11 protein-coding genes are annotated in these 13,807 nt (G+C 68.6%); 2 read left to right on the top strand and 9 right to left on the bottom strand.

The window, feature by feature from the left end; translation table 11 throughout:
* Positions 1–185: 185 nt before the first annotated feature.
* The 6 genes from AC07NG_RS02595 to hslV form a co-directional block, all read right to left on the bottom strand.
* Positions 186–839: an outer-membrane lipoprotein carrier protein LolA gene (locus AC07NG_RS02595; RefSeq protein ID WP_494592005.1), complete on the bottom strand. Its 654-nt coding sequence runs from the start codon at positions 837–839 to the stop codon at positions 186–188.
* Between the two features lie 309 nt (positions 840–1,148).
* Complete coding sequence (locus AC07NG_RS02590; RefSeq protein ID WP_494592003.1) at positions 1,149–3,659, bottom strand: FtsK/SpoIIIE family DNA translocase; 2,511 nt, start codon at positions 3,657–3,659, stop codon at positions 1,149–1,151.
* 229 nt (positions 3,660–3,888) lie between these two features.
* Entirely contained in the window at positions 3,889–4,281 is a 393-nt protein-coding gene (locus AC07NG_RS02585; protein WP_494592001.1) for an SMI1/KNR4 family protein, read from the bottom strand.
* 23 nt (positions 4,282–4,304) lie between these two features.
* The gene (hslU, locus tag AC07NG_RS02580) at positions 4,305–5,600 is read right to left on the bottom strand and encodes an ATP-dependent protease ATPase subunit HslU (RefSeq protein WP_492854090.1); all 1,296 of its coding nucleotides are present in this window, start codon (positions 5,598–5,600) and stop codon (positions 4,305–4,307) included.
* Positions 5,597–6,436, bottom strand: a complete 840-nt coding sequence (locus tag AC07NG_RS02575) for a DUF4440 domain-containing protein (RefSeq protein WP_494591998.1) — start codon at positions 6,434–6,436, stop codon at positions 5,597–5,599. The genes hslU and AC07NG_RS02575 overlap by 4 nt, the downstream gene beginning before the upstream one ends.
* Before the next feature lie 184 nt (positions 6,437–6,620).
* Complete coding sequence (hslV, locus tag AC07NG_RS02570; RefSeq protein WP_199228459.1) at positions 6,621–7,220, bottom strand: ATP-dependent protease subunit HslV; 600 nt, start codon at positions 7,218–7,220, stop codon at positions 6,621–6,623.
* 5 nt (positions 7,221–7,225) lie between these two features.
* Between hslV and AC07NG_RS02565 the strand changes: the two genes are divergently transcribed.
* Both AC07NG_RS02565 and scpC read left to right on the top strand, forming a co-directional pair.
* On the top strand, positions 7,226–7,963 hold the full coding sequence (locus tag AC07NG_RS02565) for a HesA/MoeB/ThiF family protein (protein ID WP_494591996.1): 738 nt from the start codon (positions 7,226–7,228) through the stop codon (positions 7,961–7,963).
* 131 nt (positions 7,964–8,094) lie between these two features.
* Positions 8,095–9,609, top strand: coding sequence for a succinyl-CoA:acetate CoA-transferase ScpC (gene scpC / locus AC07NG_RS02560; RefSeq protein WP_494591994.1), 1,515 nt, complete (start codon positions 8,095–8,097; stop codon positions 9,607–9,609).
* 3 nt (positions 9,610–9,612) lie between these two features.
* On the opposite strand, the gene AC07NG_RS02555 is transcribed toward scpC, so the two are convergent.
* The 3 genes from AC07NG_RS02555 to AC07NG_RS02545 all read right to left on the bottom strand — a co-directional run bounded on the left by AC07NG_RS02555 (position 9,613) and on the right by AC07NG_RS02545 (position 13,744).
* On the bottom strand, positions 9,613–11,601 hold the full coding sequence (locus AC07NG_RS02555) for an alpha/beta hydrolase family protein (protein ID WP_494591992.1): 1,989 nt from the start codon (positions 11,599–11,601) through the stop codon (positions 9,613–9,615).
* A 136-nt stretch (positions 11,602–11,737) separates the two neighbouring features.
* A complete protein-coding gene (locus tag AC07NG_RS02550; RefSeq protein ID WP_494591990.1) occupies positions 11,738–12,256 on the bottom strand; it encodes an alpha/beta hydrolase family protein in 519 nt (172 codons plus the stop codon).
* 9 nt (positions 12,257–12,265) lie between these two features.
* On the bottom strand, positions 12,266–13,744 hold the full coding sequence (locus tag AC07NG_RS02545) for an alpha/beta hydrolase family protein (RefSeq protein WP_494591988.1): 1,479 nt from the start codon (positions 13,742–13,744) through the stop codon (positions 12,266–12,268).
* Positions 13,745–13,807 lie beyond the last annotated feature (63 nt).

Raw genomic sequence — 13,807 nt, 5'->3', positions numbered from 1 at the left:
GGGCGAAAGTCAGGTCTCTCATGCCGCCGCCGGGAGGGGATAGATCCGGCACGGTTTGCGAAGAGCGGGTCGGGCGCTCATCGCCATGCGTGGTAAAAGTGCCACGTCGAAATTTTTAGTTCAAGGGAAAAAGCGCTTCATACTTGCATGTTGTGAGAATGTCACAAACTCGGCCGTTCCAAAGCCTATCCGGTCGGCCCCTTACCCACCCTGCGGCGAGGATCGGTCAGGACGAACAACTTCGAGTCGATCGCGCCGACCTTCTCCAGGCCCGACAGCCGCACGCGGGTCTGGCCGCCTTTCACGTCGCTGATGGTCCAGCCGATCAGTTCGGGTTCGTTGCTGAAGTTCATCTCCAGTCGGCCGAGGGTCTGGCGGCGGGCGTCCTGGGCGACGATCGTGAAGCCGTCGGCCAGCTTGCGCACGCCGGTGATCTTCACGCCGCGATCCAGGCGAACCTCGCGCGCCAGCAGCAGGGCCAGCGGCGTGCGGCTCAGGGGATAGCTTTCGAAGGTCTTCAGCCGGCTGTCGAAGATGTTGACGTTGTTGCCGTTGCTGACCACCAGCAGACCGCCCGGACCGTCATACTCGAACCGCGCCTTGCCGGGACGTTGCAGCCACAGGGTGCCTTGCGTGGTCACGCCGCGCGGATCGGTCTGCACGAAGCGGCCCTTGGCGTTGGACAGGCCCTGGATATAGGCGGTGGCCTTGGCGATCAGCGCCTTGTCTTCGTCCGACAGCGTCTGGGCGAAAGCGGGCGCGCCGATCACGGCGGCCAGCAGGCCCGCGCCGCCGGCGGCGAGCAGGGATCGACGGTTCTGATCGGTCGTCTGGGTCATGCGAACTCCTTCAACTCCACCTTTGCCCTGTGCGCGCGTCGCGGGAAAGGCCATGGCGCGGCCGTTTTCCGGCGCTGCGATGAAGGGCCGTTCAGGTTGGGGCTGGTGAGAACGTCGGCGGGACGGTGGAGGTTTCGTTCTGATCCTTCTCCCCTTGCGGGAGAAGGTGGCGCCGATAGGCGTCGGATGAGGGGTCTCTCAAACATGAGACGCTCCACCCGGCCTGTCCGCCACACGCGGCTTTGAGTTCTGAGAGACCCCTCACCCGACCTCCTTCGGAGGCCACCCTCTCCCGCAAGGGGAGAGGGATCAAAGCGCCGGTGGCGGGGGCGCGAGGATCTCGCGCTTGCCGGCGTGGTTGGCGGCGCCGACCACGCCTTCCTTCTCCATCCGCTCCATCAGCGAGGCGGCGCGGTTGTAGCCGATCTGCAGGCGGCGCTGGATGTAGCTGGTCGAGGCCTTGCGGTCGCGGGTGACCACGGCCACGGCGTGGTCGTAGAGGTCGTTGGCCCCGCCCTCGCCGGCGAAGGCGCCCTCGATGGCCTCTTCCTGCTCCTCGTCGCCACCGGCGGTGACTTCCTCCAGGTACTGGGGGATGCCCTGGTCGCGCAGGAACTTGGCCACGGCCTCGACCTCGCCGTCCGACACGAACGGGCCGTGCAGACGGGTGATGCGGCCGCCGCCGGCCATGTAGAGCATGTCGCCCTGGCCCAGCAGCTGTTCGGCGCCCTGCTCGCCCAGGATGGTGCGGGCGTCGATCTTGGAGGTGACCTGGAAGCTGATCCGGGTCGGGAAGTTGGCCTTGATGGTGCCGGTGATGACGTCGACCGACGGGCGCTGGGTGGCCATGATCAGGTGGATGCCGGCGGCGCGGGCCATCTGGGCCAGGCGCTGGACGGCGCCTTCGATGTCCTTGCCGGCGACCATCATCAGGTCGGCGACCTCGTCGATGACCACGACCAGGTAGGGCATGGCCTCGGGGCGGATCTGCTCGGTCTCGTAGATCGGGCGGCCGGCGTCGTCGAAGCCGGTCTGCACGGTCCGCTCGAAGTGCTCGCCCTTTTCGAGGGCCTCGTTGGCCTTCTCGTTGTAGCCGCCGATGTTGCGCACGCCGATCTTGGACATCCGGCGATAGCGGTCCTCCATCTCGCGGACGGTCCACTTCAGCGCCACGACGGCCTTCTTCGGATCGGTCACGACCGGAGCCAGCAGGTGCGGGATGCCGTCATAGACCGACAGTTCCAGCATCTTCGGGTCGATCATGATGAAGCGGCACTTCTCGGGCGGCAGCTTGTAGAGGATCGACAGGATCATGGCGTTGACGCCGACCGATTTGCCCGAGCCGGTGGTGCCGGCGATCAGCAGGTGGGGCATCTTGGCCAGGTCGGCGATATAGGGCTCGCCGCCGATGGTTTCGCCCAGGGCCATGGGCAGGATCGAGCTGGCCTTGTCGTAGTCGGCGCTCGACAGCAGGTCGCGCAGATAGACGGTCTCGCGACGCGAATTGGGCATTTCGATGCCGATGGCGTTGCGGCCCTGGGCCACGGCCACGCGACACGAGATCACGCTCATCGAGCGGGCGATGTCGTCGGCGAGCGCGACGACGCGGGCGGTCTTCACGCCCGGGGCCGGCACCAGCTCGTACATGGTCACGACGGGACCCGGGCGGATCTGGTCGATCTGGCCCTTCACGCCGAACTCGGCCAGCACGCTTTCCAGCAGGCGGGCGTTCTGGCGCAGGGCGCCTTCGTCGAATTCCGAGGAGCGCGGCTTGGACTTGGCCAGCATGGCCAGTTCCGGCAGCTGGAAGCCGTCTTCGTCCTCTTCAAAGTCGAAGGTCTTCTGCTGCTCGCGCAGTTCGCGGTTGCTGGTCGCGGCCGGGGCCTTGGGCTGGCGGATGGCCAGCGGGCGGGCGTCGAAGCTGGGCGCGAAATCATCCTCGTCGTCCACCGGCGGCGGGGCCGGACGGGCGGCCTTGGCGGCGCGTGGCGCGGGCTGGGGCGGGGCGGGGATGTCGCCGGCGTCGTCTTCGACCGGCGCGGGCGCACGGGCGCCGCGGCGCTGGGTGGGCGCGGGCTGGTCGTCGATCGCCTCGATGGCGTCGCGGACGGCGCGGCGGGGCGCGGCGGCGGCCTTGGCGCGGGGCGCGCGAACGGGTTCGGGCTCGGGCTGGCGCGGGGCGTGTTCACGCGGCGCGGTCAGGCGGGCGATCAGGGCCATCAGGCTTTCGGGATCGACGCGGCGGACGCCCAGGGCGTAGCCGACGCCGACCACGGCCCCGACCAGCAGCAGCAGGGCGGCGATGATCCGCGCGCCGGGAATGTGGGCGAAGCCGAAGATCCCGCCGATCAGGTTCAAGAGGCCGTCGCCCCAGAAGCCGCCCAGGCCCTTGGCCAGTGGCCAGACGGCGGGCGGCGCCAGGATGGTCAGGAAGCCGGCCAGGGCCAGCAGGCCGGCCACGCCGACACCGGCGCGCACCCGCAGTTCCTTGCGGTGGGCGTCAGGATCGGGTTGGGCGGTGCGCGCCAGGCCGAAGACCAGCATCATGATCGCGGCGATCCAGCCGGCCAGTCCCAGCGATTGCACGACGACGTCGGCCACCATGGCGCCGGCCCCGCCCAGGGCGTTGGTCGCGGGCGCGCTGCTGACGGCGTTGAAGCTGGGATCGGCCGCGTCATAGGTGGCCAGCGACAGCAACAGGCCAGCGCCCAGCACGGCCAGCACGCCGCCCCGGAACCGGGCCGTCCAGGGTTGCGCCCAGCCGTAGCGGACCGCCTCCCAGACCAGCTCCACATTCGATCGCCGCGCCACTCGCGCCATGAACCACTCCAGAGTCCTACGGAGCGATCTTGTGGGCCGGTTTGGTTAAGAGCCGTTTACCGAGCCGGGCCGTCGGGGCGGTTTGAGAACAAAGACTTAATGTCGCAGGGGTTGTGGAACGAAAGCGCGGCCATGCGCATTTCACCCTCGTATCCCCCTAGTAAGTCCCCTCTGACTTCAGGCCCGGACGGCGACGCCCGGGCCTTTCTTCGTGGGGATTGGGACGGGATCAGGCCTCTTCGCGTCCGATCAGGTCGAGCAGGGTGTCGAAGTCGTCGGCCACCGGTTCAGCCGTTTCCGGACCCGCGACCATGTCGATGGCGATGATCGGCCAGGGCGCCGCGCCGCGGATGTCGAAGGCGAGAAGCTCGCCGCCGCCGCTGCTTGCGAAGACGATGAAGCCCTCGAAATACCCGCCGTCTCGGATCGCCTTCGCCGTCGTCGTCGCTGGGTCGAGACACAGGTTGTAGGGCTGAACGGGAAGCGGACCCTCCCCGCCGTCGCTCTGGGCCAACAGGTCGTAATAGCTCCGCGGCAGCTCCACGGGCGCGGCCTGCCGCAAGGCGTGCAGCGCCGCTTCAGTCGCCCCGGGAGCGCTGGTCCAGTCTCGATCTTCGAGCATATCTTTCCTTCGGGACCGCCGCTCTAGAGAATATACCGGCTCAGATCCGCGTTGGCCGCCAGGGCCCCGACCCGTTCCTTCACATAGGCCGCGTCGATGGTGACGGTTTCGCCGCCGCGATCCGCCGCCGAGAAGCTGATCTCTTCGACCACCTTTTCCAGGATCGTCTGCAGGCGACGGGCGCCGATGTTCTCTACCGAGCCGTTCACGGCCACGGCCGCGTCGGCCAGGGCGTCGATGGCCTCGTCGGTGAAGACCAGCGTCAGGCCCTCGGTGGCCATCAGCGCCTGGTGCTGGCGCAGCAGGTTGGCTTCCGGTTCGGTGAGGATGCGGCGCAGGTCGTCGCGGGTCAGGCCCTTCAGCTCCACGCGGATCGGCAGGCGGCCCTGCAGCTCCGGCAGCAGGTCGCTGGGCTTGGCCACGTGGAACGCGCCCGAGGCGATGAACAGGATGTGGTCGGTCTTCACCGGCCCATACTTGGTCGACACCGTCGTGCCCTCGATCAGCGGCAGCAGGTCGCGCTGCACGCCTTCGCGGGAGACGTCGGCGCCCGAGCGCTGCGAGCTGCTGGCGACCTTGTCGATCTCGTCGAGGAAGACGATGCCGTGGTTCTCGGCAAGGGACAGGGCTTCTTGCGTAAGGGCCTCCTGGTCGAGCAGCTTGTCGCTTTCCTCGGCGATCAGCGGGGCCCAGGCGCCCGAGACCGTGGTCTTGTGGGTCTTGGTGCGGCCACCGCCGAACGACTTCATCATCTCCGACAGGTTCAGCACCGAGGCGCCCGGCTGGCCGGGGATCTCGAACATGCCGCCGCCGCCGCTGTCGGCCAGCTGCAGCTCGATCTCCTTGTCGTCCAGTTCGCCGGCCCGCAGTTTCTTGCGGAAGCTGTCGCGGGCGGCGGTGGCGCCGGGACCGGTCAGGGCGTCGAGGATGCGATCCTCGGCGGCCGCTTCGGCCTTGGCCTTCACGCCAGCGCGTCGCTTGTCGCGGACCATGCCCAGGGCGCTTTCCACCAGGTCACGGACGATCTGGTCGACGTCGCGGCCGACATAGCCGACCTCGGTGAACTTGGTGGCCTCGACCTTCAGGAACGGCGCCTGAGCCAGGCGGGCGAGGCGCCGGGCGATCTCGGTCTTGCCGACGCCCGTGGGGCCGATCAGCAGGATGTTCTTGGGGGTGATCTCGTCCTGCAGGTCGGCCGGCGTGCGGCGGCGGCGCCAGCGGTTGCGCAGGGCCACGGCGACGGCGCGCTTGGCCTCGGCGTGGCCGACGATGAAGCGATCCAGTTCGGAGACGATTTCGCGGGGGGAGAACTCGGTCATGTGTCGTTGATCAGGGTCTCGAAGATCAGGCGCCAACCTTCGGCGCGCCTTTGCCAGACGTGCATATAGTGCGCCGCCACGGGTTTGTTATCCGGTCCGCTCCAACTGGCTTCGCCGTGGGTCCAGACGAGGTCGCCGGCGCCGGACGCCCCGCCGCCTTGCGGGCGCAGCGCGATCGCGGCCGGACGCAGGGCCAGGCGGGCGGAAAGATCGTTTCCGGCAAGAGCCTTGGTCTCTTTCGGGCCGAGCAGCCAGGCGTCGTCCGTCAGAACGCTCTTGTAGGCGACCGGGGCGTCGGTCGCGGCCGACGAGGCCAGGGCGGCTTCGGCGGCGCGGGCTTCCTCGAAGCCCTTGGCCTGGGATTCCGCGCCGGCGGGCGCGAGCGGACCGGCCTGGGCGGCGGCGTCGGGACCGGGGGCCTTGCCGGGATCGGCTTGCGCCCCGCCGTCGTAGACCCACTTCCACACGCCGTCCGCGCCCTTGCGCCAGATGGTGGCGTAGTAGCCGCCGCGCTTGTCGTCGATGCTCCAGGGGCCCAGCGACAGGCCAAGATCGCCCGAGCGGGCGATCACCACCTTCTGCGGCCACCAGAACAGCTTGGGCTCGTTGGTCCCCGGGCGTTTTTCGTAGAACTCGCGGGCGTTCACCGGGCCAGGGGCGAAGACGATGGCGTCGTCGGCCATGTGCCTGAGGAACGAGCCCCTTATCCCCAGCGCCAGGCCGTCGGCGGCGAAAGCGCGCTCGGCGGCCTCGACCGGGGCGGCGGAGATCTCCTGGGCGAGCACGGGGGTGGCCAGGGCGATGGCGATCAGGGCGGGCGGAAGAAGCTTGAACATGGTCGGGCCTCCTGCCGCTTCACCCTAGCGCGTCGCCGGTCGCGAGGAACCTCCCCTTTGGGGGAGGCGATCGCGCAGCGATCGGTGGGGGGAGAGGTTTCGAAATCGGCCGGCGTTTCGGAAGCTGAAAACGGCCCCCCTCCGGCCTACGGCCGCCTCCCCCAAAGGGGGAGGTTCCTTGGGGTTAGAGGCTTTCCACGGTCAGGTTGCCGTTGGTGTAGACGCAGATCTCGGCCGCGATCGCCATCGCACGCCTGGCGATCTCTTCCGCCGTCAGGTCCTGGTCGATCAGCGCCTTGGCCGCGGCCAGGGCGTAGTTGCCGCCCGAGCCGATGGCCGCCACGGCCCCGCCGCCGGGGCTTTCGCCCGGTTCCAGCACGTCGCCGACGCCGGTCACGGTGTAGATGGCGTCCTTGTCGGCCACCAGCAGCATGGCCTCCAGCCGACGCAGGTAGCGGTCGGTGCGCCAGTCCTTGGCGAGGTCGACGCAGGCCCGGGCCAGCTGGTTGGGATACTGCTCGAGCTTGGCTTCCAGCCGCTCGATCAGGGTGAAGGCGTCGGCCGTGGCCCCGGCGAAGCCGGCGACGACAGCGCCTCCGGCCAGGCGGCGCACCTTGCGGGCGTTGCCCTTGACGACGGTTGGCCCCATGGAGACCTGTCCGTCGCCGGCGATCACGGTCTGGCCGTTCTTGCGCACCGCGAGAATGGTGGTGCCGTGCCAGTCGGGGAACGAGTTCGAGCTTTGCATGGCTTCGCATGTGGCGAGGCCGGCCTGGAGGGTCAAGCGCCATGAGCTTTTCGGAACGCGAAGTCGAGCGCTACGCCCGCCACCTGGTGCTGCGCGAGATCGGCGGACCGGGGCAGCAGAAGCTGAAGGCCGCCAGGGTGCTGCTGGTCGGCGCCGGGGGCCTGGGCGCGCCCGCCGCCCTCTACCTGGCCGCCGCCGGCGTGGGCACGATCGGCCTCGCGGACGCTGACGCGGTGTCGCTGTCGAACCTGCAGCGCCAGGTGCTCTATGCCGAAAGCGACGTGGGCCGGCCCAAGGTCGAGGCCGCCGCTGCTCACCTTGCGGCTCTCAATCCGAACGTGACGGTCGTGCCCCACCCCGTCTGGCTGGACGCGGCCAACGCCCGCGAGATCGTCCGCGACTACGACATCGTGCTGGACGGCACCGACGATTTCTCCACCCGCTTCGCCATCAGCGACGCCTGTCTGGCCGAGGGCAAGACCCTGGTCAGCGGGGCTCTCGGCCGGTGGACCGGCCAGGTCGGGGTGTTCCACGGCCAACCCTGCTATCGCTGCCTGGTGCCCGAGGTTCCGCCCGACGCCGAGACCTGCGCCCTGGTCGGGGTGGTCGGGGCCCTGGCGGGCGTCATCGGTTCGATGATGGCGCTGGAGGCGGTGAAGGTCATCGCCGGTGCCGGCCAGTCGCTGTCCGGGCGCCTGTTGATCTACGACGCCCTGGCGGCCGAGACCCGCACGGTGCGGATCGGTGCGGATCCCGCCTGCCCCAGCTGCGGGCGATAGCGTCGTTCGGCGAAAACCTTGTCGTTACGGGTATTTACGTAGGTGAGGGCCTGGGACGTTTGGTCTAGGTTCGCCGCCGCCGGTCCCGGCGGACCTCCCCTCGCGCGCCGGTCGGCCGCAGGGAGAGACCGATGACCAACCCCCGCATCGCCCATCCGGGCCTGGCCGCCAGGACCATGAGCGCCCAGGACGCCGCCGCCCTGATCGAGCCGGGCTCGACCGTCGGCATGAGCGGCTTCACCGGCTCGGGCTATCCCAAGGCCGTGCCGATGGCGCTGGCCGAGCGGATGGAGGCGGCCCACGCCGCCGGCGATCCCTTCCGCGTCAAGGTCTGGACCGGCGCCTCGACCGGTCCCGAACTGGACGGCGCCCTGGCCAAGAGCGACGGCGTCGAGTTCCGCCTGCCCTACAATTCCGACCCTATCGCCCGCGAGAAGATCAATCGCGGCGAGATGGAGTATTTCGACATGCACCTTTCCCAGGTCGCCCCCATGGCCTGGCAGGGGTTCCTGGGGCCGCTCGACACCGCCGTGGTCGAGATCGCCGGGATCCGGCCCGACGGCTCGCTGATCCCCTCCTCGTCGGTGGGCAACAACAAGACCTGGCTGGACCGCGCCTCCAAGATCATCCTCGAGGTCAACGCCTGGCAGAACCCGGCGCTGGAGGGGATGCACGACATCTACTACGGCACCGCCCTGCCCCCCAGCCGCGTGCCGATCCCGCTGGTCAAGCCCGACGACCGCATCGGCGAGGCGTATTTCCGGGTCGATCCGGCCAAGGTCGTCGCCGTGGTCGAGACCGACGCGCCCGACCGTAACCTGCCCTTCGCCGCGCCCGACGCCTCGGCCCTGGCGATCGCCGGCCATCTGCTGGAATTCTTCGCCCACGAGGTCGCCAAGGGCCGCCTGCCGCCGTCGCTGCTGCCGCTGCAGTCGGGCGTCGGCAACATCGCCAACGCCGTGCTGACCGGCCTGGTCGACGCCCCGTTCGAGAACATGACCGCCTATACCGAGGTGATCCAGGACGGCATGCTCGACCTGCTGGCGGCCGGCAAGCTGCGCATGGCCTCGGCCACGGCCTTCTCGCTGAGCCCCGAGGCGGCCGCCGGCCTCAACGCCGACATGACCAGGTTCCGCGACAAGATGATCCTGCGGCCGCAGGAGATCTCCAACCATCCCGAACTGATCCGGCGCCTGGGCTGCATCGCCATGAACGGCCTGATCGAGGCCGACATCTACGGCGCGGTGAACTCGACCCACGTCATGGGCTCGCGCATCCAGAACGGCATCGGCGGCTCGGGCGACTTCGCCCGCAACGCCTATGTGTCGATCTTCATGACCCCGTCGACGGCCAAGGGCGGCAAGATCTCGGCCATCGTCCCGCAGGTCAGCCACGTCGACCACATCAACCAGGACGTCCAAGTGATCGTCACCGAACAGGGCCTGGCCGACCTGCGCGGCCTGTCGCCCAAGCAGCGGGCCCGCGTGATCATCGACAACTGCGCCCACCCCGACTTCCGCCCGGGCCTGGAGGACTATTTCCAGCGCGCCCAGGCCGGCGCCTACGGCCGCCAGACCCCGACCCTGCCGGGCGAGGCGCTGTCGTGGCACCAGCGGTTCATGGAGACGGGGTCGATGCGGTCCTAAGCGTCAGGCGAAGGCCTTGCCGATGTGGGCGATGGACTTCTCCAGGACCATCTTGAGATTTTCATCGCCCCAGTCGCGGTGACCGACGCCCTTCATCTCGATCACTTCGCAGGGCTTGCCGGCCGCCTTCAGGGCCTTGGCCATGATCCGCGACTGTTCGACGCCGACGATGGTGTCGTCGACGCCGTGGATCAGCAGCACCGGCGCCTTGATCTCGCCGGCGCGCAGGGCGGGCGAGGCCTCGGCCAGCATGGCCTTGTCGGTCTTTGGATCGCCGATGGTCCGGATCCAGTAGGCGTAGGCGTCGGAATCGTAGCCTTCCTGCTGGCGGGCGAAGGACAGGGTCTTGGAGAGTTCCGCGTCGCCGGCCACCGAGACCACGGCCTTGTAGAGGTCGGGCTTGCGCACAGCGCCCATCAGGGCGGCATAGCCGCCGTAGCTCATTCCGTAGATCGCCACCTTGTTCGGATCCGCCGCGCCCAAGGCCAGGACCTTGGCCACGCAATCCTCGACATCGGCCTGCATCAGGTCGCCCCAGTGGCGGCGGCCCTTGTCGGCGAAGGCGCGACCATAACCGCTCGAGCCGCGGAAGTTGGGCTGCAGCACCATCCAGCCCTGGGCGGCGAAGGCCTGGACGAAGATGTCGAAGGCCAGGGTGTCGCGCACTTCGGGTCCGCCGTGCGGCAACACCACCAGCGGGCGTGGCTTGTCCGACGGAACGATCGGCGTCGTCAGATAGGCGGTGATCGTCGCGCCGTCCCGGGTTTCGACCCGCAACGCCTCCATCGGCGCCAGGCGTTCGGCGGTCAGCCACGGCTGGCGGTCGGCCAGGAACTTCAGGGAGCCGCGCGTGACGTCGTACAGCCAGAAGGATCCGGGATTGCGTGGCCCGCTGACCGCGAAGACCAGCCACTTGCGGTCGCGGCTGACCTCGTAGGGGCTGACGCTTTCGGTCTTGTCGAAGGTGGCCACGACCCGCTCGTAGTGGCCCGCCAGGTCGGGGTCGACGAACCAGTCCTTGGCCCGGTCGTCGCTGACGCTGATGCTGATCGGCCGGTTCTCGTCGTCCATGAACAGGCCGGTGATAGGGCGCTTGTTGTGGTGGGCGAACACCTCGCCCATGGTCATGGTCCGGGTGTCGAACAGCCGGATCGCCGGCAGGTCGGCGGTCTCGTCATTGTCGAGCACCAGCAGCATACCGGGCTCGGCCGTGGGGGCGATGAAGCGCAGTTCCGGCGCTTCGTAGCGTTCGTCGCGGCGGATGGTGCGGTAGTGCTTCCACGCCTTTGCGCCCGGCGGCCGGACCATCACCGCGATCTTGGAACCGGTGTTGTTGGTGTCGTAGCGGATGAGGGGGGTGCCCCGTTGGGTCACCCAGCCCACGGTGTCCGAGGCGCCCTGCTCGACGCTCTGTATCGCGCCAGTTAGGACATCGACCTTTTTCAGGTTGCCACCCACCCACATCAGAATGTTCTGGGGATCGTCGATCATCATGTCGATGACTTGGCTTGCGTCGCCGAGCCATATAGGCCCGTCGTTAGGTTCGCTGAACAGCAGTATGGGGTTGGCGCCGTTCTCACCGACGGCAAGAAGCCGCCGGCCCGTAAGAGTTCCAGCGTAGGAACCGAAGGCATTGGTTCGCCCACGAGAGTACCGGATGTCGTACTCTCGCCGTAGCCAGACCAGCAGCCGCTCGTCATTGGCCCAGACGATCTTTTCGCCGGCGTAGTCGCCCAGGCTGATCGGACCCTTCGGCGCCTCGGTCTCCACGGTCCGCCGATAGACGAGCTGCAGGTCGCGCTTGTTGTCGCCGAGCCGGCGTTCGACCAGGAAGGCCAGCCGCGTGCCGTCCGGCGACAGCGCGACGTCCAGCATGACCGGCGGTTTCAGCAGGTCGTCGATGCTGTGTGGAACCGGCGCGGCCTTGGCTGTCTTGTCGTCGCCGGCCAGGGCGCGATCGATGAGCAGCGGGGCCGCCGAAGCGGCCGCCATCACGTGACGTCGAGTAAGCAAAGCGGCGGCCCCCCGGTCGCGACTGGATACAGGCGCGAACCGATACGATCCGCGCGTCGGCACACTCGCGAGTTTTCGCAAGCTTTGCAATTACAGGGTGCGGCGATCGCCGTCTTCAGGCGAAGGCCGTCTTCAGGTGGGCGATGGCGGGGTTCAGCACCGCCTTGAAGGCGGCCTCGTCCCAGTTGCGGTGGCCGATGTCGCGCAGCTCGACGTGCTGCACGGTCTTGCCGGCGTCGCGCAGCGCCTTGGCCATGATCCGCGACTGCCGGGCCGGCACGATCCAGTCGTCGGCGCCGTGGATCAGCAGCACCGGAACGGCCACCTTGGCTGCGTTGCGGGCCGGTGAGGCGGCTTCCAGCATGGCCCTGTCCTTGGCCGGATCGCCGATGGTCTCGACCCAGTACTTGTAGGACGGGGAGTCGTCGCCGTCCTCGCGCTCGTAGGAGAGCATGTCGAGCAGGTCGCTCACCCCGGCGATCGACACGGCGGCCTTGTAGAGCTCGGGCTTGCGCACCGCGCCCATCAGGGCCGCGTAGCCGCCGTAGCTGGCGCCGCAGATGGCGACCTTGCCCGGGGCGACGCCGCCGGCCTTGACCACCTGCTCGATGGCGTCCTCGATGTCCTCCTGCATGCGGTCGCCTCAGCGTCGCCGGCCGGCCTCCACGAAGGCGCGGCCATAGCCGGACGAGCCGCGGAAATTGACCTGCAGCACCATCCAGCCCTGGGCCGCGAAGCTCTGGACGAAGAGGTCGTACTCGACGCTGTCGCGGATCTCCGGCCCGCCGTGCGGCAGCACCACCAGCGGATGGGGGCCGGGCTTCAGCGGCCGGGTCAGGTAGGCGCGCAGCTTGACGCCGTCGCGGGTGGCGACGTCCAGGGTCTCCATCGGCGCCAGGCGCGCTTCGGTCAGCCACGGCTGGCGCTCGCCCAGCGCCTCGAAGCGCTTGGCCTGCTTGTCGTAGAAGAAGAACGAGCCGGGCATGCGCGGCCCGTAGACATAGGCCAGCAGGCGCTGGCCGTCGGCGCTGGCGCCGGTCAGATAGACGTTGGCCTCGTTGCCGAAGAAGCCGTTCATCGCCTTGTAGTGGGCGTTCATCTTCGGGTCGGCGAACTGATAGACGACGCGGTCGTCGGTGTAGCGCGCGCCGAAGAAGCGGCCCTTCTCGTCGACCAGCACGTCTTCCAGGTCGCGGCCGAGGCGCTCGGAGACGGTCTCGCCGAAGCTCAAGGTGCGCAGGTCGAACTTGCGCAGAATCCGGGCCTCGCCGTCCTCCAGGCGGTTGGCGACCAGCAGGACGCCCGGCTCGGGCGAGGCGCCCAGCACCTCGAAGTCCATCTTCTCCCACTCGCTGCGGCGGATCTTGCGGATGAAGGTCCACTTGTCGTCGCCGGGCGGGCGGCCGTACAGCGACAGCACCGAGCCGCGATTGTTGAAGTCGTAGCGCAGCACCGGCCGGCCGTCCTGGACGTCCCAGCCACGGGTGGTGGCGCCGCCGTATTCCACCAGCTCGGCCTCGCCGGTGTAGACGTCGACCTTGTAGACGCCCAGGGCGTCGCGGGTCATTTCCCATACCGCCATCAGCACGTGGCGCGGGTCGTCGCGCAGCATGTCGACGACATAGCCGAGATCGAAGTTCTCGCGCAGCTTGATGCGCTTGTCACCGAACAGCACGACCTCGTCGCCGCCGCCGACATTGATCGCCAGGATCCGGCGCACCGACAGTCCGCCGTACGAGGCGCCGATCCGCGAGCCGGTCGAGGTGAACGAGGCCACGCTGTTGTTGTTGATCCAGATCAGCAGGCGCTCGTCATTGGCCCAGGCGATCCGCTCGACATTGATCGAGCCGATGCGGATGGTCTTGGGCCCGTCGGCGGGATCGGCCGCCTTCAGGAAGGTGACGGTGGCGATCTTCTTGCCGTCGATGTCCTGCAGCGCCAGCAGGGCGATCTTCTCGCCGTTGGGCGACAGGGCGGCGCTGCGCACCCGCGAGGGCTTCAGCAGCTCGTCCAGGCTCGGCGGCCCATCCGCGGGCGCGGACTCCGCCGCGACCGAACTCCAGGCCGACAGGATAGCCGGCACGCCAAAAGCGCCCCCCACGACGCCGCGACGCGAAATCATCGAACTCGAAACCCCCGATACAGGGGTCTAGCTAAAGCTTGGCCTTGGACAAGGTCAAGTTGT

The organism is Caulobacter sp. GW821-FHT10C03, assembly GCF_059415485.1.
This window is presented reverse-complemented; position numbering and strand designations above follow the sequence as displayed.

Bases quoted from the DNA above. Each gene is read 5' to 3' on its own strand.
- AC07NG_RS02595 (WP_494592005.1), bottom strand. From the start codon at position 839: ATGACCCAGACGACCGATCAGAACCGTCGATCCCTGCTCGCCGCCGGC.
- AC07NG_RS02590 (WP_494592003.1), bottom strand. From the start codon at position 3,659: ATGGCGCGAGTGGCGCGGCGATCGAATGTGGAGCTGGTCTGGGAGGCG.
- AC07NG_RS02585 (WP_494592001.1), bottom strand. From the start codon at position 4,281: ATGCTCGAAGATCGAGACTGGACCAGCGCTCCCGGGGCGACTGAAGCG.
- hslU (WP_492854090.1), bottom strand. From the start codon at position 5,600: ATGACCGAGTTCTCCCCCCGCGAAATCGTCTCCGAACTGGATCGCTTC.
- AC07NG_RS02575 (WP_494591998.1), bottom strand. From the start codon at position 6,436: ATGTTCAAGCTTCTTCCGCCCGCCCTGATCGCCATCGCCCTGGCCACC.
- AC07NG_RS02565 (WP_494591996.1), top strand. From the start codon at position 7,226: ATGAGCTTTTCGGAACGCGAAGTCGAGCGCTACGCCCGCCACCTGGTG.
- scpC (WP_494591994.1), top strand. From the start codon at position 8,095: ATGACCAACCCCCGCATCGCCCATCCGGGCCTGGCCGCCAGGACCATG.
- AC07NG_RS02555 (WP_494591992.1), bottom strand. From the start codon at position 11,601: ATGGCGGCCGCTTCGGCGGCCCCGCTGCTCATCGATCGCGCCCTGGCC.
- AC07NG_RS02550 (WP_494591990.1), bottom strand. From the start codon at position 12,256: ATGCAGGAGGACATCGAGGACGCCATCGAGCAGGTGGTCAAGGCCGGC.
- AC07NG_RS02545 (WP_494591988.1), bottom strand. From the start codon at position 13,744: ATGATTTCGCGTCGCGGCGTCGTGGGGGGCGCTTTTGGCGTGCCGGCT.